General features: G+C 60.0%; 15 protein-coding genes. 7 read left to right on the top strand and 8 right to left on the bottom strand.

Features of this window, described 5'->3' with window-relative positions:
• Positions 1-118: 118 nt before the first annotated feature.
• The 4 genes from thyA to rppH form a co-directional block, all read right to left on the bottom strand.
• Positions 119-913, bottom strand: coding sequence for a thymidylate synthase (gene thyA, locus ACJ8PN_RS21590; RefSeq protein WP_442535211.1), 795 nt, complete (start codon positions 911-913; stop codon positions 119-121).
• A gap of 7 nt (positions 914-920) precedes the next feature.
• Positions 921-1,793, bottom strand: coding sequence for a prolipoprotein diacylglyceryl transferase (gene lgt / locus ACJ8PN_RS21585; protein WP_019455719.1), 873 nt, complete (start codon positions 1,791-1,793; stop codon positions 921-923).
• 222 nt (positions 1,794-2,015) lie between these two features.
• On the bottom strand, positions 2,016-4,262 hold the full coding sequence (ptsP, locus tag ACJ8PN_RS21580; RefSeq protein ID WP_351109302.1) for a phosphoenolpyruvate--protein phosphotransferase: 2,247 nt from the start codon (positions 4,260-4,262) through the stop codon (positions 2,016-2,018).
• A 12-nt stretch (positions 4,263-4,274) separates the two neighbouring features.
• Complete coding sequence (gene rppH / locus ACJ8PN_RS21575) at positions 4,275-4,802, bottom strand: RNA pyrophosphohydrolase (RefSeq protein WP_004931849.1); 528 nt, start codon at positions 4,800-4,802, stop codon at positions 4,275-4,277.
• A 696-nt stretch (positions 4,803-5,498) separates the two neighbouring features.
• Between rppH and mutH the strand changes: the two genes are divergently transcribed.
• The 4 genes from mutH (at position 5,499) to ACJ8PN_RS21555 (ending at position 8,617) form a co-directional block, all read left to right on the top strand.
• The gene (gene mutH, locus ACJ8PN_RS21570; RefSeq protein ID WP_437189703.1) at positions 5,499-6,185 is read left to right on the top strand and encodes a DNA mismatch repair endonuclease MutH; all 687 of its coding nucleotides are present in this window, start codon (positions 5,499-5,501) and stop codon (positions 6,183-6,185) included.
• A 93-nt stretch (positions 6,186-6,278) separates the two neighbouring features.
• Positions 6,279-6,995 carry a TerC family protein gene (locus tag ACJ8PN_RS21565; RefSeq protein ID WP_033632225.1) on the top strand — a complete coding sequence of 239 codons (717 nt, stop codon included), beginning with the start codon at positions 6,279-6,281 and terminating at the stop codon, positions 6,993-6,995.
• 157 nt (positions 6,996-7,152) lie between these two features.
• Positions 7,153-7,371: a YgdI/YgdR family lipoprotein gene (locus ACJ8PN_RS21560; protein WP_004931843.1), complete on the top strand. Its 219-nt coding sequence runs from the start codon at positions 7,153-7,155 to the stop codon at positions 7,369-7,371.
• A gap of 205 nt (positions 7,372-7,576) precedes the next feature.
• Complete coding sequence (locus ACJ8PN_RS21555; RefSeq protein ID WP_060435062.1) at positions 7,577-8,617, top strand: NADP(H)-dependent aldo-keto reductase; 1,041 nt, start codon at positions 7,577-7,579, stop codon at positions 8,615-8,617.
• Positions 8,618-8,650: 33 nt separating this feature from the next.
• Here the strand turns inward: ACJ8PN_RS21555 and lplT are convergent, their stop codons facing one another.
• From lplT to ACJ8PN_RS21540, 3 genes are all read right to left on the bottom strand, one after another.
• Positions 8,651-9,835 carry a lysophospholipid transporter LplT gene (lplT, locus tag ACJ8PN_RS21550; RefSeq protein WP_442535210.1) on the bottom strand — a complete coding sequence of 395 codons (1,185 nt, stop codon included), beginning with the start codon at positions 9,833-9,835 and terminating at the stop codon, positions 8,651-8,653.
• Positions 9,835-11,988, bottom strand: coding sequence for a bifunctional acyl-ACP--phospholipid O-acyltransferase/long-chain-fatty-acid--ACP ligase (aas, locus tag ACJ8PN_RS21545; RefSeq protein WP_197753860.1), 2,154 nt, complete (start codon positions 11,986-11,988; stop codon positions 9,835-9,837). Before aas ends, lplT begins: the two co-directional genes overlap by 1 nt.
• A gap of 345 nt (positions 11,989-12,333) precedes the next feature.
• Positions 12,334-14,592, bottom strand: a complete 2,259-nt coding sequence (locus ACJ8PN_RS21540; RefSeq protein ID WP_437189702.1) for a molybdopterin guanine dinucleotide-containing S/N-oxide reductase — start codon at positions 14,590-14,592, stop codon at positions 12,334-12,336.
• 220 nt (positions 14,593-14,812) lie between these two features.
• On the opposite strand from ACJ8PN_RS21540, the gene galR reads away from it, so the two are divergent.
• The 3 genes from galR (at position 14,813) to ACJ8PN_RS21525 (ending at position 16,643) form a co-directional block, all read left to right on the top strand.
• The gene (galR, locus tag ACJ8PN_RS21535; RefSeq protein ID WP_135638588.1) at positions 14,813-15,832 is read left to right on the top strand and encodes an HTH-type transcriptional regulator GalR; all 1,020 of its coding nucleotides are present in this window, start codon (positions 14,813-14,815) and stop codon (positions 15,830-15,832) included.
• 159 nt (positions 15,833-15,991) lie between these two features.
• A complete protein-coding gene (locus ACJ8PN_RS21530) occupies positions 15,992-16,372 on the top strand; it encodes a type II toxin-antitoxin system RelE/ParE family toxin (RefSeq protein ID WP_436411453.1) in 381 nt (126 codons plus the stop codon).
• Positions 16,341-16,643, top strand: a complete 303-nt coding sequence (locus ACJ8PN_RS21525; protein ID WP_004931828.1) for a helix-turn-helix domain-containing protein — start codon at positions 16,341-16,343, stop codon at positions 16,641-16,643. The genes ACJ8PN_RS21530 and ACJ8PN_RS21525 overlap by 32 nt, the downstream gene beginning before the upstream one ends.
• A gap of 27 nt (positions 16,644-16,670) precedes the next feature.
• Here ACJ8PN_RS21525 and lysA read toward each other — a convergent pair whose 3' ends face one another.
• A complete protein-coding gene (lysA, locus tag ACJ8PN_RS21520) occupies positions 16,671-17,933 on the bottom strand; it encodes a diaminopimelate decarboxylase (protein ID WP_351109310.1) in 1,263 nt (420 codons plus the stop codon).
• Between the last annotated feature and the right edge of the window lie 82 nt (positions 17,934-18,015).

The following is an 18,015-nucleotide window of genomic DNA, read 5'->3' as shown; positions in this document are numbered from 1 at the left end:
CAAGCTGCGCAATGTTTTCTCTACGACGGCAGACCGCGACAAAAAAATGCGGCGCGGTACGCAATGCGGATAAAAAAAGGGGCGCAATCGCTGCGCCCCTGGTGTGATGCGGTTAAGGTCAGATCGCTACCGGCGCCTTGATGGCCGGATGCGGATCGTAACCTTCGATCTCGAAGTCTTCGAAACGGTAATCGAACAGTGAAGCCGGTTTGCGTTTGATCACCAGCTTCGGCAACGGACGGGGTTCACGCGTCAGTTGCAGCTGAGTCTGTTCCATGTGGTTGCTGTACAGGTGGGTATCGCCGCCGGTCCAGACGAAATCGCCCACATCCAAATCGCACTGCTGCGCCATCATATGCACCAACAGCGCGTAGCTGGCGATGTTGAACGGCAGGCCGAGGAACACGTCGCAGGAACGCTGGTACAGCTGGCAAGAGAGCTTGCCGTCCGCCACGTAGAACTGGAAGAACGCGTGGCACGGCGCCAACGCCATCTGATCCAGCTCGCCGACGTTCCAGGCAGAAACGATGATGCGGCGCGAATCCGGATCTTGTTTCAGCTGCTGGAGCACGTTGCTCAGCTGATCGATCTGACGGCCGTCCGCTGCGCCCCAGGCGCGCCACTGTTTGCCGTACACCGGGCCGAGATCGCCGTTTTCATCGGCCCACTCGTCCCAAATGGTGACCTTGTTGTCACCCAGGTAGGCGATGTTGGTATCGCCGTTCAGGAACCATAACAGCTCATGAATGATCGAACGCAGATGACATTTCTTGGTGGTCACCAACGGGAAACCTTCCTGCAAGTTGAAACGCATCTGGTGGCCGAAAATCGACAATGTGCCAGTGCCGGTACGGTCGGCTTTAGGGGTGCCCTCGGCGAGCACCTTGTTCATCAAATCCAGATACTGTTTCATTTGTCCCTCACGACACTTGTTGCTGTGGGCGACGACGGTACGCCCAAATCATCATAATAACACCGGCCACCACCATTGGGATGGACAGGATCTGCCCCATGCTGATCACGCCGTCGAACAGGCCGAGCTGAGCATCCGGCTGGCGGAACGCTTCGACGATGATGCGGAATGCGCCATAACCGATCAGGAACAGGCCTGATACGGCGCCCATCGGCCGCGGCTTGCGGATGAACAGGTTCAGAATGATAAACAGCACTACGCCTTCCAGCAGCAGCTCATACAGCTGCGACGGATGGCGCGGCAGCACGCCATACTGATTCAGCAGCGGCAGCAGGGAAGGATCGGCGGCGGCGAGAGCCACGTCTTCGCTGCGCGAACTTGGGAACAACATCGCCCAAGGGGTGTCGGTGGTCACGCGGCCCCATAGCTCGCCGTTGATAAAATTGCCGAGGCGGCCGGCGCCCAGGCCGAATGGGATCAATGGCGCGATAAAATCGGAAACCTGGAAGAAGGTGCGTTTGGTGCGGCGAGCGAACCAGAACATCACCAGTATCACCCCCATCAATCCGCCGTGGAACGACATGCCGCCATCCCAGACTTTAAACAGATAGAGCGGATTATCCAGGAACAGCGGCAGGTTGTAGAACAGCACATAGCCTACGCGGCCGCCGACGAATACGCCCAGGAAGCCGGCGTAGAGCAGGTTTTCCACTTCGTCTTTGGTCCAGCCGCTGCCCGGCTTGTTGGCGCGGCGCACCGCCAGCCACATGGCAAAAACGAAGCCGACCAGGTACATCAGGCCGTACCAATGCAGAGAAACCGGGCCAATGGAGAAAATGACCGGATCAAATTTAGGAAACGCCAGATAGCTATTGCTCATCTATCACCACAACATGTCTGTTATTTTTCCCCATGCGGGGGCGGCAGGTGCCAAGCGGCGACGGAGATTATCCCGCGCCTTGCAAGCGGCAGCATTGGCCGCTGCAATCTGCAAGACGACGAACATGCGCCGCGCTGAGGTTGCGCATCATAACATAGGCTTAGCGCGGTCCGGGCCGGCAGCGCGGGAAAAGTTCTGTAAAAAAATCACACCGCGCGGCGGTTATCGGCCCCCGCGGATCAGCCCGCCCATGCCGCGCCGCTCCATAAACGCCGCCACCAGATGGCGCACTTCGGTGGTCATCTGGGTGTTCAACACCCGGTGAGCCAGCATTTCGGCGTCGGCCAGGTCGATATGCCGCAGCAGGTATTTGATGCGCGCCACGCTGCGTCCGTTCATGCTCAGATTGCGATAGCCCATGCCCACCAACAACAGCGCGCCCATAGGATCGCCGGCCAACTCACCGCACAGGCTAAGCTGCAGCCCGGCCGCGTTCCCCTGTTCGGCGATCAGCTTCAGCACCTGCAACATCGCGGGATGCAGGCTGTCGTACAGCGAGGCTACCCGCGTGTTGTTGCGATCCACCGCCAGCAGGTACTGGGTCAAATCGTTGGTGCCTACCGAGATGAAGTCGACACGCCCGGCCAAATGCGGGATCAGGAAAATCATCGACGGCACTTCCAGCATCACGCCGATTTTCGGTTTCGGGATCGCGTAGCCGAGCACCTCTTCCACCTCGCGCCCGGCTCGGTCAATCAGGCGCTTGGCCTCATCGACCTCTTCCAGGCTGGTGACCATCGGCAGCAAAATGCCCAGGTTGCCGGTGCCAGCATTGGCGCGCAGCATGGCGCGCACCTGTATCAAAAAGATCTCCGGCTGGTCCAGAGTGATGCGAATGCCACGCCAGCCCAGGCAGGGATTTTCTTCGCTGATCGGCATGTAGGGCAGTTGCTTGTCGGCGCCGATGTCCAGCGTGCGCAACGTGACCGGTTTGTTGGGGTAAAGCTGCAGCATGCCTTGATACTGCGCGACCTGTTCTTCTTCGGAAGGGAAACCGCTTTGCAACATGAACGGAATTTCAGTGCGGTACAACCCCACGCCGTCCACCCGGCCGCCCAACAGCTGTTCATGTTCCGGGCTGAGGCCGGCGTTCAGCATCACCTGAACGCGTTCGCCGCTTTTCAACTGCGCCGGCTGTTCGACGTCGTCTTCCGCCAGCTTGCTCAGTTCCTGTTCTTCGCTGATCAGCCGTTGGTATTCCTGCACCAGCACCGGCTCAGGATCGACCAGCAGTTCGCCGCGATACCCATCAACGATCAGCAGCCGCTGGCTGAGCAGAGAAGGCTGGATGTCGGCGCCCATCACCGTCGGCACCCCCATCGCCCGCACCAAAATCGCCGCATGCGAGTTGGCGGCACCGTCGCGCACGACCACGCCGACCAGGCGATCCTGCGGCACTTCGGCCAGCAATGTCGCGGTCAGTTCATCCGCCACCAGCACAAAACGCGCCGGCCACTGGGTGGCGCCCTGGGTGGTGTCGTCGAGGTGGAACAGCAGGCGCTGGCCCAGCGCGCGCAGGTCACTGCCGCGCTCGCGCATATAGGTGTCCTGCAGTTTGGCGAACTGTTCAGCAAAGGCTTCTATCACCTGCTTCACCGCCCATTCCGCCACCGAGCCGTTGTCAATTTCGGCGAACAATTCGCGCTTGAGGCGGGCGTCGTTTAGCAGGTGAGAATAAAGATCGAAGATCGCCGCGCTCTCTTTTTGCGAGCTGGCGGCAAAACGCTTGCTGAAGCGGCGAAATTCCGCGCCGGCCTCTTCCAGCGCCAACGTCAGGCGCTCGCGCTCGCTGGCGGTGTCCAGCGTCGACGCGCGGTAAACCTGATCGAGCGAAGGCTGGCTACTGTCCTGCCACCCTTCCGCCACCGCCACGCCGGGCGAGGCCGCCAGCGCGCGCACGCGCGTTTGGCGATACTGGCCGAAAATGGCATTAAGCTGCGACTGTGAAAGGATCCCGGCCATCTGCGTGGCCAGGGTGACCATGAACGACTCTTCGCTTTCGTCGAACTGGCGCAGCTCGCGCTGCTGCACCACCAACACCCCCAACAGCTGGCGCCGGTGAATGATCGGCACCCCAAGGAAGGATCGGAAGCGATCCTCTTTGACCTGCGGAACGTACTTGAAGCTGGGATGGCTTTGGGCATCGGCCAGGTTGATAGGCTCGGCTCGGCGGCCGACCAACCCGACGACGCCCTCGTCAAACGCCAATGCGATAGTGCGCCCACGCGGCTTTTTCAGCCCGCGCGTGGCCATCAGGTAGTAACAGCGGCGATCGTTGTCCGCCAGGTAAATGGAGCACACTTCGGTGTCCATCGCCAGACAGGTTTCATTGACCAGCAGATCCAGCGCATCCGTCAGACTGGCCGCCGCGGCCACCTTCTCTACAATTTCTCGCAAGCGCGTGAGCATAGTCGGCTTAACTTAACCTCTCTTTCGGCGATAAGCGGGGGCCTGCCGCGGCGCCGCCTGCTCTTGCATCGGCATCACGGTCACGGCGAATTCTTTCATCACCCGGCGGTAGACGTCGCGTTTGAACGACACCACCTGGCGCACCGGATACCAGAAGCTCACCCAGCGCCAACCGTCGAACTCCGGCGTGCTGCTGCGCTGCATGTTGATATCAGCGTCATTGCACAGTAGCTGCAACAAAAACCATTTTTGCTTTTGGCCGATACAAACCGGCTTTGTGTCCCAACGCACCAAACGTTTCGGCAATTTATAGCGCAACCAGTTGCGGGTCGAAGCCAGGATGCGCACATCCTTTTTACTCAGCCCCACTTCTTCGAACAGCTCACGGTACATCGCCTGCTCCGCAGTTTCGCCAGGGTTAATCCCACCTTGGGGAAACTGCCAGGAGTGCTGACCGTAACGGCGGGCCCATAGGACCTGCCCCTGACGATTACAGATTACGATACCAACATTCGGGCGGTAGCCATCATCATCGATCACCGGACTACCTCGATAAGCTTAAATTCGCATAGATGTCCTGATTGTTTCACACAAGCTACAGGCGGTAAACCACTGCTTTACGGCGCTGCGGGCCGGATAACATTGGGATAACTCACAGATATAGGCAAAGTTATAAACATGCATCGGCATTTCAGACCGGTTTTATTCACTTTTTCTGTGGATAGGTGTGTGTAGAACTCGAGGGATAAGCCGGTAAAACTCTCGTCCCCGAAAATCCCTCCTCACACCGAAAAAACAATATTTTTCATAAAAACATATAATTAACCAATATTCCACAGTTATATACAGGGCAAAAATGTGATCTATGCACGGTAAGGATCTTACCCTGGCGAAAGATCCACCAACGCCGTTTTTATCCACAGATTATCCGGGCAAGTTACGCACAAAACGGACAAGTTCGTAAAAAAACGCCCGAGTCAAGGCTGTAAATTGAACCAGTGATCGGTAAAAATTTGGGTTATCCCATAAATCTGTGGATAAATAGGTGTAAGATCCTGTTTATTGTCGGTGGCTTCAGGTGAACAAGCCTCGTGGGTGCATTGCCGCCCGCGCAGGGAAAGAAAAAAAATCATGTAAAATCATGCTACTATTATTCTTTTCCCCAGGCGACTGGGGTTACCGTTTCCCGTGTATCTTTGCAGTACGTTTTTCAACCAAATTCGACAGGCTTGATTTATGGCGTTTTTATCCCCTCTGCCGCCCCCGCCGGAAAATGAACGGCAGCTGTTCGAGCGCGCTCAGGCGCTGGCCGGCTTCAGCTTTGGCGAACTGGCCGCCCGCGCGCAGTTGCCGATCCCCAAGGATCTGAAACGCGATAAAGGCTGGGTGGGCATGCTGCTGGAGCTGTACCTCGGCGCCATGGCCGGCAGCAAACCGGAACAGGACTTTCCCGAGCTGGGCATTGAGCTGAAAACCATTCCTGTCGACGCCGCCGGCAAACCGCTGGAGACCACTTTCGTCTGCGTGGCCCCGCTCACCGGCAACAGCGGTGTCACCTGGGCCAGCAGCCACGTTCGCCACAAGCTGGCGCGCGTGTTGTGGATACCGGTAGAGGGCGAACGGCAAATCCCGCTGGCGCAGCGCCGCGTCGGTTCGCCGCTGCTGTGGAGCCCGAGCGCTGCAGAAGAAGAGAGGTTGCGCCGCGATTGGGAAGAGCTGATGGATCTGATTGTGCTCGGTCACGTAGAACGCATCACCGCACGCCACGGCGAAGTGCTGCAACTGCGCCCCAAAGCGGCCAACAACAAGGCGCTCACCGAAGCCATCGGCGAACAGGGGCAACCTATCATGACGCTGCCGCGCGGTTTCTATCTGAAAAAGGGTTTTACCAGCGCGCTGCTGGCAAGACATTTCTCAATCTAGGCGATTTCGTTTAACTCTGGTTTAGCTAGCCCTGTCAGCGCCGCGATAAACGCGTATAATTCACGCTTTGCATTTATTAAGGTGTGTCGGACAATGTTCGAATGGATTATGGATCCCAATGCCTGGTTAGCGTTAGGTACGCTAACCATTCTTGAGATCGTACTGGGTATTGATAACATCATTTTTCTGTCGCTGGTGGTAGCCAAGTTGCCCAAAGCGCAACAGAACAAAGCTCGCCGGCTCGGGCTGGCCGCTGCCATGCTGATGCGCCTGGCGCTGCTGGCCTCCATCGCCTGGGTGATCCGCTTGACGCACCCGCTGTTCACCGTGCTGGATCACGCCATTTCCGCCCGCGATCTGATCCTGCTGCTGGGGGGACTGTTCCTGATCTGGAAAGCCAGCAAAGAGATCCACGAAACCATCGAAGGGTCGGAAGAAGAGCACCACACCAAGGTGCACAGCTTCTTCGGCGCGATCGTGCAAATCATGCTGTTGGATATCATCTTCAGTCTGGATTCGGTGATTACCGCCGTGGGCCTTTCCGACCATCTGTTCATCATGATGGCGGCGGTGGTGATCGCCGTCGGCGTGATGATGTTCGCCGCCCGGCCGATCGGCGAATTCGTCAACCGCCATCCGTCGGTAAAAATGCTGGCGCTGGCGTTCCTGATCCTGGTGGGCTTCACGCTGATGCTGGAAAGCTTCCAGGTGCACGTGCCGAAAGGCTACATCTACTTCGCCATGTTCTTCTCCATGTCGGTAGAAGCGCTCAATCTGATGCGCAGCAAGAAAAACCGTTCGCCGGAATAACCCTACGCGGAGGCCGCCATCGGCGGCTTCCGCCATTTCGTTGCCCCCCCTCATTTCAGTTTTTCTTATCAGATAAAGACTTATCTGAGACGCTCTCAGCCAAGAGTTTGCTAATCTTGAAAGAACATTGTTTTCTGCATAATCGAGGATCCGCAGGATGAAAAAGTGGGTAATGGCAGTGTCTGCGCTGGTGATGGCGGCCGGTTTGGCGGGATGTTCCAGCGACTACGTCATGGCGACCAAAGACGGCAACATGATCCTGACGCAAGGCAAACCAGAGATCGACGAAGACACCGGACTCATCAGTTATAAAGACGAGAAAGGCAACCACCGCCAGATCAACGGCGATCAGGTTTCCCAGGTTATCGAACGCTAATCACCGCTCGCCGGCTATCGCCCGTTCAAGCGCGGTAGCCCTCATTCGTCTCCGCACTGAATCCGCTTCCCCCATCTTCACCGCTTGGTTATAGTCAGGAAAGGCGACATCGCCGCCCGACGGACTTTGCGCCGTCTTCTGAATTGGGCTCCTGTTTCACCGGGCCGCGCGGCCCGTCAGCGCTAACAAGAAAGGAAGGCCGTTAATGCAATACCACCGTATTCCCCACAGTTCTTTAGAAGTGAGCGTGCTGGGACTGGGCACCATGACCTTTGGCGAACAGAACAGCGAAGCCGACGCCCATGCGCAACTGGACTATGCATTGGCCGCAGGCGTGAACCTGATAGACACCGCCGAACTGTACCCGGTGCCGCCTCGCCCGGAAACCCAGGGCCTGACCGAGAGCTATATCGGCAGTTGGATCAAGGCGCGCGGTAATCGCGAAAAAATCGTCCTGGCCAGCAAAGTTTCGGGCCCGGTGCGCGGCACCGACAGCAGCATCCGCCCGCAGCAGGCGCTCGATCGCAAAAACATCCGCGCCGCGCTGGACGCCAGCCTCAAACGGCTGAACACCGATTATCTCGATCTTTATCAATTGCACTGGCCGCAGCGCGCCACCAACTGCTTTGGCAAACTCAACTATCAATATACCGATGACAAAGCTACGGTCACGCTGCTGGAAACCCTGGAGGCGCTGACCGAGCAGGTGCGCGCCGGTAAAATTCGCTATATCGGGGTTTCCAATGAAACGCCTTGGGGCGTGATGCGCTACCTGCAGCTGGCGGAGAAACATGAGCTGCCACGCATCGTGTCGATTCAAAACCCGTACAGTCTGCTGAACCGCAGCTTTGAGATTGGCCTGGCCGAGATCAGCCAGCACGAAGGGGTGGAACTGCTGGCCTATTCCAGCCTGGCGTTCGGCACCCTGAGCGGTAAATACCTCAACGGCGCAAAACCGGCCGGCGCGCGCAATACGCTGTTCACCCGCTTCAACCGTTATTCAGGGCAGCAAACCCAGTTGGCGATCGCCGAATACGTGGCGCTGGCCAAAAAACATGGGCTGGATCCTTCACAGATGGCCTTGGCCTTCGTGCGTCAGCAGCCGTTCGTCGCCAGCACTCTGCTGGGCGCCACCTCGGTGGAGCAGTTGAAAATCAACCTCGACAGCCTCGACGTGATTCTGGATGAGGACGTGCTGCAGGCGCTCGAAGAAATCCACACCCGGTTTACCATTCCGGCGCCTTGATAGCCTGAGGGCGCAGCCTGGCTGCGCCCCGTTTCACCGCCGCTGCGACCACCACAACGCGCTAATCGCCAGCGCAAACACTACGCCAAACCCTACGCCGACGCCCACCACCGGCACGCCCAGCTTCACGACCAAAGAATACAGGCTCAGCATCAGTAACATGGCGGCGTTTTCACCCAGGTTTTGCACCGCGATCGCATTGCCGGCGCCGACCGAATGTTTGCCCCGCTCCTGCAGCAACGCATTGAGCGGCACCACGAAGAAGCCCCCCAGCATGCCGATGATCGCCAGCAAGACGTAGGCATTGAGCATGGTCGTTTGCAACGCAAACACCGCGACCGCGACGCCGATAAGGATCCCGGCCGGCATGCAGCGCTTCACCGTCTTCAGCGTGACGAAGCGTGCGGCGGCGCCGGCGCCCACCACGATGCCGACGGCCACCATGGCGTTCAGCAGCGTCGGCGTGGCGTTATCGGCGATGCCAAGCGCCACCGGCACCCACAGCACCAACAGAAAACGCAGCGTCACGCCGGCCCCCCAAAACAGGCTGGTGCCAATCAATGAGAAACGCGTCTGCCCATCGCGCCATAATGTGACGCAGGCGGTAAAGAAACTGTTCGTCATGGCCCGCGGCCGCCATGAAGCCCCTGGGCGCGCCGCCGCCAGACGTGGAATATACAGGTTGGCGACCACCGCCCCCGCGTAAACCAACGCGCAGGCCGCCAGCGCCGCGACCACGTGCCAGTCCGCCAGAATACCGCCGGCCACCGAACCGGTCAGAATGGCGGCGATGGTCGAGGCCTCCATCAGGCCGTTGGCCTTGACCAGCTTCTCGCCGCTGGTGATCTCGCCCAGAATGCCGTATTTGGCCGGAGAATACGCGGCGGCCCCCACGCCGACCAGGCTGTAACCCAGAAACGGGTTCCCCCCAAAACAGATCACCAATGCCCCCGCCAGCTTCAGCGCGTTGGCGAACATCATCACCCGCCCTTTGGCGAAGCTGTCGGCCACCTGGCCGACAAACGGCGCCAGGATGATATAGGTGGCGACGAAGGCCATCTGCAGGATCGGCTGGCTCCAGTCCGGATACAGCTGCTGCTTGATCAGCGCCAGCGTGGCGAACAGCAACGCATTGTCGCCGAACGCCGAGAGGAACTGCGCGCTGATCACGGCGATCATGCCGCGTGACAACAAAGGGGATTCGGTCGAAGGATTCATCAGGCACTCTCCGGCTGTTCAGCCATATGACGTAGGGTGACGAAATCAGGTTTGCCGCTGCCGAGCACCGGCAGCGTTTTCAACAGGCGAATATCGCGCGGCACCGCCAGCTCCGGGCTGCCCAGCTCGCGCGCCACCCGCAGCAATGCCTCGCGGGTAATGGCGGGATCGGTGGTGAACAGCACCAGCGCCTCGCCTTTGCTGCTGTCGCTTTTGACCGTGGCGGCATGCAGTTTTTCCGGCGACAGCCGTTGCGCCAGCAATTCGACGCTCTCCAGCGACACCATCTCGCCCGCCAGCTTGGCGAAGCGCTTCACGCGTCCGCGAATGGTGCAGTAACCCTGCTCATCCAGGCTGACGATATCGCCGGTATCATACCAACCCGGCTGCAGCACACCGTTCGCATCTTCCGCCGCCGGCGGTTCCAGCTCACCGGGACGTTCAACCCGCAGATAGCCTTTCATGATATTCGGCCCCTTCAGCTGCAGGCGGCCGCCGTTATCGATGCCCGGCACCGCGATCAAACGCGCCTCCATCTGCGGCATGATGCGGCCAACGGTGCCCACCTTGGTCGCCAGCGGCACGTTGATCGACACCACCGGCGCGCACTCGGTCACGCCATAGCCTTCCAGAATGCGGATGCCGTATTTATCCTGATAGATCTGTTTGGTGCTGTCCGCCAGTTTCTCCGCGCCGGCCACCACATAGCGCAGGCGAGCAAAATCATACGGATGCGCGAAACGCGCATAGTTGTTGAGGAAGGTCGCCGTGCCGAACAGCACCGTGCAGTTACGGTCATACACCAACTCCGGCACCACGCGATAGTGCAGCGGGCTGGGGTAGAGGAAAATGCGGCTGCCGGTGAGAAGCGGCGTCAGCAGCCCCACCGTCAGGCCGAACGAGTGGAACAATGGCAGCGATGACATGAAACGGTCGCGCGGCGTGAAATCGGCGATGGTGCGAATTTGTTCTACGTTGGCCAGCAGGCTGGCATGCGAATGCACCACGCCCTTGGGGTGGCCTTCGGAGCCGGAAGTGAACAAGATCAGCGCCGCGTCCTCCGGGCGTTGCGGCAACGCCGCGCGCTGCGGTTGCAGCAAGTGCCGCAGGATCCACAGCTTGTCCGCCAGCGTAACGGTGTCTTTCAGATCCTCCAGATACACCCAGTTGGCCTGCGTCACCTGCTCCGGCAGATGGGTCAGCTTGCCCTTCTCCAGGAACTGGCGCGAGGTGACGATGGTCTTGATGCCGGCGGCGGTCATCGCGCTGTTCAGGCCGTTGGCGCCGGCGGTGTAGTTGAGCATCGCCGGAATACGGTTGCGCAGCGAAGCGCCGAAGATCGCCGCCGCGGTGATGGTGGCGTTGGGCAACAGCAGCCCGACGTGCTCCCCTTCGGCGGTAAAGCGCTGCAGAATGCGGCTGACGCCCAGCGATTTCTTGATCAGCGTTTGGTAGCTGTCCTCTTTGAAAGCGATGTCTTCGATACAGGGCTTGCGGCGCCCATAGCGCTGCTGCGCCGCCAGCAAGGCATGGAACAGCGTCTGCGGTTCGCGCGTCTCCATGCGCGCCCGCATCATGATCTGCATCAGCCGATCGCCCGCCAGCGCCCGCCGCTCGCGCGCACGCGGCGCCTCCGGCATCGGCAGCGTGGTCGGCGGCAAGATGCGGATGCTGATTTGCGGAAACCAGCGGATCTTGAACACCCCGGCCATGCGGCCGAACGGGCTGAATTCGGGGCCGTCGATCCGCACCGGCACCACGGTCGCGCCCGATTTGGCGGCGATAAACGCCGCGCCGTCGTAGATTTTCATCAGCGCGCCGGTCACGGTGATGCGCCCTTCAGGGAACACCACGATCGGCCGTCCCTGTTCGACCATGCGCACCAGCTGCTTGATGGCCATCGGCTTGGTGGGATCGAGCGAGACGAAATCGATGTAAGGCCGCAGCCAGCGCATAAACCAGCTCTCGCCGATGCTGGCATAGACCGCAAACACCGGTTTTATCGGCAGGAACAGCGCCAGCAGTACGCCATCAAGGAAAGAGACGTGGTTCGGCGTAATCAGTAATTTTTGCCGTTCGAAGTGCTGGACGTCCCCTTCGACCCGTACCCGAAACAACAGGCGAAACAGCGCGCGCAGCAGTGAAAAGATCATGCCCTTCTCCCTTGGCCATGGAGGCGTAAATCGTTGTAGGGAAAAGAATACTATATGGCAGGCAAAAAAAAACCTACGCATCCGCGTAGGTTGGTGCAATTGAAAATGGCTTCAACATACAGAGTATGCTGATTTCTCACCAATCAATACCTCTGGGATCACCTACTCTAGAGAGATGGCGTGCAGGAAACTACCGTCGAATCGCAAGAGTTCTGCTCCAAATGCAACCAGCTGTAAATTTCCCGCGATCTGCTGTAATAACTCAATGAAACTTAAACCTTCCCGCAGCGACGAAAAAATAAATATAACAACGACGAGCCAGTGACCCAGACGTGAAATCTTCCCTCATCGCGCGCTGACCTCGACCAGACAGCTCATGGCGTTCGGCCCCTGCGTCAGCGGCGAGGTGCCGATATCCAGCGTCAGCACGTTCGGGTTGCCCGCCTGCTCGAGCGGCCGGCGCTGCGCGTCGAAACCCGGCTCGAACCAGGCACCGGTCGCCATCAACACCACGCCGCGCGTCACACCATCGGTGAGCGATACCCCCGCCAGACAGCTGCCGCGCGCATTGCTGACCAGCACTTCGGCGCCGTCCGCCACGCCGCGCGGCGCCGCATCGTCCGGATGCATATACAGGGTTTCGCGCCCGGCGGTCTTGTTGCCCTGCGCCAGCGGCGCCGGATCCATCTGGCTATGTAGGCGATCGCTCGGTTGAATGGAGATCAGGTGCAGCGGCCAGTTTTTGGCCTGCGGCGCACCCAGCCACTCCACCGGCGGCCGCCACTGCGGATGCGGAGCGAAATCTTCGTAGCGGTAGCCGGCGATCCGCTCGCTGAACAATTCGATCTTGCCGCTGGGCGTTTGCAGCGGGTTAACCTGGGGATCGGCGCGAAACGCGTCAAAAAATACAAACTCTTTAGCCGGCGCGGGCAGCTCGACATAGCCCCGTTGCCAGAACGCCTCAAACTCGGGCCAGGCGACGCCGGCGCGCTGCTGCGACACGCCGCATTGCCGATAGATAGCTTCGATCCAGGCGCGCTCATCGCGGTTTTCGGTAAAGCGCTCGCGATAACCGAGACGCTCGGCCAGATCGGCGAAGATATCGAAATCGTTGCGCGCCTGATGCTGCGGCGCAATGGCCTGATGCATCGCCAGCACGTAACGATCGCGCGACGAGCCGCCGATGTCGTTGCGCTCCAGCGAACTGGTGACCGGCAACACGATATCCGCCATTTTGGCTGCCGCCGTCCACCAGATATCTTGGACGATCACCGTATCCGGCTTCTGCCAACCTTCCACCAGCCGATTCAACTGCTGATGGTGATGGAACGGGTTGCCGCCGGCCCAATGCACCAGATGGATATCCGGATAATGCCGCGTCTCGCCGCAAAATTGATAGGCTTCGCCGGGGTGCAACAGCATGTCGCAGATGCGCGCCACCGGGATCGCCAGCCCGGCCGGGTTATCCCCTACCGGCATGGTCGGCGCGGGGGTATCCACGCGCGGGTTGCCGACGCCGTTCATTGAGCCGTGGCCGAACGAAAAACCGCCACCCGGCAGCCCCACCTGACCCAGCATCGCCGACAGCGCGATCATCATCCAGTACGGTTGCTCGCCACGATGCGCGCGCTGCACGGAGTAGGAACAGGTGATAAAACTGCGCACGCCGATCAGCTGCCGCGCCAGCAGCGCTATGCGCGCCGTCGGAATGCCGGTGATGGCGCTGGCCCAGGCCGGCGTTTTCGCCACGCCGTCGCTCACGCCGTTCAGGTATTCCGCCAACTGTTGATAACCCACGCAGTGGCTGTGCAGGAAGGCTTCATCCTGCGCGCCCAGCCGCTGGATTTCGTAAGCCAGCGCCAGCATCAGCGCCACGTCGGTATTCGGCCGGATCGGGATCCATTCCGCATTGACGAACTCGGGGCAATCATCGCGCATCGGGCTGATGTTGACCACCGGCGTGCCCTTGCGCGCCAGCTTTTGCAGCCAGGGCTTGAGCGCATGTTCCGCCGCACCGCCGGAAGAGACCTGAGCGTTTTTCAGCGCCAACCCACCAAACGCCACAAACAGCTCGCAATGCTCCACCACGCTCGGCCAACTGGTGACGCGCCCGGTCAACGGCGAGAAAGTGCCGATCACATACGGCAGAAAGAACTGCGCCGCGCCCCAGCTGTAGTTGCCCTGCTGATCGACCCCGCCGCCGCCGCTGAAATAGAACCGCCGCACCAGCGAGCGGGCATGGTGCAGCCGCCCGGCCGACGACCAGCCATAAGAGCCGGTAAACAACCCGGAGGCGCCGTAGCGCTCGCGCACCCGGCGATTCTCCTGCGCCACCAAATCGAGCGCCAATTCCCAGTCCACCTCGACGAAATCTTCCCTGCCGCGCAGCGTACGGTCGCTGCCCTCGCGCTTTTGCAGCCACGAGCGGCGCACCGCCGGCTTGCGAATGCGCTTGTCGGAGTAAACCATCGGCGCGATGGAATCGAGCAGCGGCGAAGGGTCGGGATCGTCGACGAAGGGTTCACAACGGATAAGCCGGCCGTCTTCAACCACGGCGGTATAAGCCCCCCAATGGGCGAGCTGCGGATAGCGTTTAATGGACATGGCGTTCTCGGCGCAAATCGGAATGCACAGACGTTACCTCAGCCCGCCGCCGGTGCCAACGTACAAATTGCGCTATCGTTCGGTAGCAGTTGGTTATGCGTACAGACTCGAAGAGATTCTGCAACCGCCGCCACAAGTTGCGCACGAGACCGCTTGCAGCCCCGGTTTTTTTCCGCAAAACTGGGGGATGTAAGCGATTACCCAGGATGTGTTGACTGATATGGCTACGATAAAGGATGTTGCCAGGCTGGCGGGGGTTTCCGTGGCCACGGTATCCCGCGTGATAAACAATTCCCCCAAGGCCAGCGAAGGGTCGCGCACCGCGGTGCAGGCCGCGATGGAACAGCTGCAGTATCACCCTAACGCCAACGCTCGGGCGCTGGCGCAGCAATCCACCGAGACGCTGGGGCTGATCGTCTCCGACGTTTCCGATCCCTTCTTCGGCGCGATGGTCAAGGCGGTCGAGCAGGTGGCCTACGCCACCCACAATTTTCTGCTGATTGGCAACGGTTACCACGACGCCGAAAAAGAGCGTCAGGCGATTGAACAGCTGGTGCGGCACCGCTGCGAAGCGCTGGTGGTGCACGCCAAAAGGCTGAGCGATCAGGAACTTTGCGGCTGGATGCAACAGATCCCGGGCATGGTGCTGATCAACCGCACGCTGCCGGGCTTCGAAACGCGCTGCGTGGCGCTCGACGATCGCTACGGCGCCTGGCTGGCAACCCGTCATCTGATCCAGCAAGGGCATCAGCGCATCGCCATCATCTGCTCCACCCACCAGATTTCCGACGCCACCGACCGGCTGCAGGGCTATCTCGACGCGCTGCGGGAACACGATATTGCGGTGGATGAAAAGCTGATCGCCTATGGCGAACCGGACGAAATCGGCGGCGAACAGGCGATGACCGAATTGCTCGGCCGCGGCCGTTCGTTCTCCGCCATTACCTGCTACAACGATCCGATGGCCGCCGGCGCGCTTTCGGTGCTGAGCGATAACAGCGTCGACGTACCGGGGGAAATTTCGCTGATCGGTTTCGACGACGTGCTGATTTCGCGCTATCTTCGGCCGCGCCTGACCACCATTCGCTACCCGATCGTGGCGATGGCGACCCAGGCGGCGGAGCTGGCGCTGGCGCTGGCCAACCGGCAACCGCTGCCGGAAATCACCAACATGTTCAGCCCAACGCTGGTGCGCCGCCACTCGGTCGCCACCCTCAACAACGCGCACGAACAGCCGTAATTCCCGCCGCCGCATGGGTGAGCCGTCACCCATGCGCTCAGATTGCGCAGCCCGCCGCATTTCCCGCTTTTGGATTTTTTCCGCTCCCAGCGTTCGTGCATATTGTTGGCATAATAACCTTTACACTATATAGCATAAAAGCTATATTCTGAGCGCATCATGTGGCAAGTGGTGACCGTCGAACGGTTTGACGACTGGTTTTTAGCGCTGAACAACGCCCAGCAAACAAGCATCCTGGCGGCGATCTACAAATTGCAGACGTTCGGCCCGCAATTGGCGCGGCCGCATGCCGATACGCTGCATTTTTCCGACGCGGTCCGGCAGTTGAAGGAGCTGCGCATTCAACATCGCGGGCGCCCTTTCAGGGTGTTTTTCGCCTTTGATCCACAGCGGCAAGCGGTATTGCTGTGCGGCGGCGATAAAACCGGCGACAAACGCTTTTACCAGCGCATGTGCCCATCGCGGCCATGGAGTTTTCACATTATCTGGCAACCCGGAGGTAGTGCAGATGGCCAAACCTTTATCCCAACTGATCGATAAACTCGATCCCGCCGTCGTTGCCGCCGCCAGGCAAAAAGCGGACCAGGAGATTTTCGAGCTGCGGCTGGCGATGCTGAGGGAAGAGTTGGCGGTTTCTCAGGTTGAATTGGCGAAGCGGCTCGGCATCAGCCAACCCTCCGTCGCCAATTTGGAAAAGCGCGGCAGCGAAATCAAACTGTCGTCGCTCAAACGCTATATCGAGGCGATGGGCGGCACGCTGTCGCTGGATGTGCAATTGCCCAATGGCCAGCACCGCCGCATGACGCTGTGAAGCGGGCGCAAAGCGCCCGCCCGCTGATCAGATAAGCTCCAGCGCGATCAGCTCTTCGATGGTTTGGCGGCGGCGGATCAAACGCGGCTCGCCGTTTTCGAACAGCACTTCAGGCAACAGCGGACGGCTGTTGTAGTTGGAGGACATCGATGCGCCGTAGGCGCCGGTGTCGTGGAACACCAGATAATCGCCGATCTGCACCGGCGGCAGCTCGCGGGTTTCCACGCCACCGCCCGCCTGCTGGGTGAACACGTCGCCGGATTCGCACAGCGGCCCGGCGATCACCGTTTCGCGCAGCGCTTGCCCCGAGGTATCGCGCCCATCGGCCGGCAACAGCGAAATATGATGATAGCTGCCGTACATTGCCGGGCGCATCAGATCGTTAAAACCGGCGTCCACCAGCACGAAGTGGCGGCTGCCCATGTCTTTTACCGCCCGCACCTCGGCCACCAATACGCCCGCTTCCGCCATCAGGAAACGCCCGGGTTCGATCTCCAGCTGTACCGGATGCCCCAGATGCGCGGCGATGCGTTCACGCGCCCGGTTCCACAAACCGAAATAGTGTTCGGTATCGATCGCCTCTTCACCGTACTGATACGGGATAGACAGGCCGCCGCCGGCGGAAATGGCGCTGATGTCATGACCGAGATCGATCACCTGCTGCACCATCGCATCGCAGACGCGCTCCAGATGCTGGTAATCGACGCCGGAACCGATGTGCATGTGCACGCCGATCAGTTGCAGGCCGTAGCGGCGGATCTTCTCCACCGCCTGCGGCAGGTCGGCATACCAGATGCCGTGCTTGCTGTTCTCGCCGCCGGTGTTGGTTTTCTGGCTGTGGCCGTGGCCAAATCCCGGGTTAACGCGCAGCCACACCGGGTGCCCTGCGGAAACCTTGCCGAGCTGATCCAGCATGTCGATGGAACCTGCGTTAACCGGGATCTTCAATTCGCTGACGCGCGCCAGCGTGGCGTGATCCAACACGTCCGCGGTAAACACGATCTCGCTCGGTTCGCCGCCCGGTTGAAAACCGGCCTGCAGCGCCCGTTCGAGCTCGCCCAGCGACACCGAATCCACCTTCACGCCCTGCTCGCGCATCAAGCGCAAAATATGAATGTTCGAACAGGCCTTCTGCGCGAAACGAATGGTGTCGAAGTGGCGCAGCTGAGCGATGCGCTGGCTGATGATGTCAGCATCATAGGCCCAGACCGGGCAACCGAAACGCTGCGGCAAGGCCAGCAGGTTAGCGGCGTTCAACGCGGTGGAGGTGTCGTGCAACGGGCGTGGCATGGCGATATTCCCAATTCGAAAATGACGGCAGATAAAGCCATAGTGCCGCACGCTGAATCGAGTGGAAAATATCTATTTAGCC

Origin of the sequence: Serratia sp. CY76391 (genome assembly GCF_052166695.1) — a bacterium.
Classification (GTDB): Bacteria; Pseudomonadota; Gammaproteobacteria; order Enterobacterales; family Enterobacteriaceae; genus Serratia; species Serratia nematodiphila.
The sequence above is the reverse complement of the archived record's forward strand: the minus strand, read 5'-3'. Positions and strand labels throughout refer to the sequence as shown.

Bases quoted from the DNA above. Each gene is read 5' to 3' on its own strand.
- ACJ8PN_RS21560 (WP_004931843.1), top strand. From the start codon at position 7,153: ATGAAAAAGTGGGTAATGGCAGTGTCTGCGCTGGTGATGGCGGCCGGT.
- ACJ8PN_RS21555 (WP_060435062.1), top strand. From the start codon at position 7,577: ATGCAATACCACCGTATTCCCCACAGTTCTTTAGAAGTGAGCGTGCTG.
- lgt (WP_019455719.1), bottom strand. From the start codon at position 1,793: ATGAGCAATAGCTATCTGGCGTTTCCTAAATTTGATCCGGTCATTTTC.
- ACJ8PN_RS21540 (WP_437189702.1), bottom strand. From the start codon at position 14,592: ATGTCCATTAAACGCTATCCGCAGCTCGCCCATTGGGGGGCTTATACC.
- ACJ8PN_RS21565 (WP_033632225.1), top strand. From the start codon at position 6,279: ATGTTCGAATGGATTATGGATCCCAATGCCTGGTTAGCGTTAGGTACG.
- lysA (WP_351109310.1), bottom strand. From the start codon at position 17,933: ATGCCACGCCCGTTGCACGACACCTCCACCGCGTTGAACGCCGCTAAC.
- ACJ8PN_RS21525 (WP_004931828.1), top strand. From the start codon at position 16,341: ATGGCCAAACCTTTATCCCAACTGATCGATAAACTCGATCCCGCCGTC.
- ptsP (WP_351109302.1), bottom strand. From the start codon at position 4,262: ATGCTCACGCGCTTGCGAGAAATTGTAGAGAAGGTGGCCGCGGCGGCC.
- thyA (WP_442535211.1), bottom strand. From the start codon at position 913: ATGAAACAGTATCTGGATTTGATGAACAAGGTGCTCGCCGAGGGCACC.
- mutH (WP_437189703.1), top strand. From the start codon at position 5,499: ATGGCGTTTTTATCCCCTCTGCCGCCCCCGCCGGAAAATGAACGGCAG.
- ACJ8PN_RS21530 (WP_436411453.1), top strand. From the start codon at position 15,992: ATGTGGCAAGTGGTGACCGTCGAACGGTTTGACGACTGGTTTTTAGCG.
- lplT (WP_442535210.1), bottom strand. From the start codon at position 9,835: ATGAATCCTTCGACCGAATCCCCTTTGTTGTCACGCGGCATGATCGCC.
- aas (WP_197753860.1), bottom strand. From the start codon at position 11,988: ATGATCTTTTCACTGCTGCGCGCGCTGTTTCGCCTGTTGTTTCGGGTA.
- galR (WP_135638588.1), top strand. From the start codon at position 14,813: ATGGCTACGATAAAGGATGTTGCCAGGCTGGCGGGGGTTTCCGTGGCC.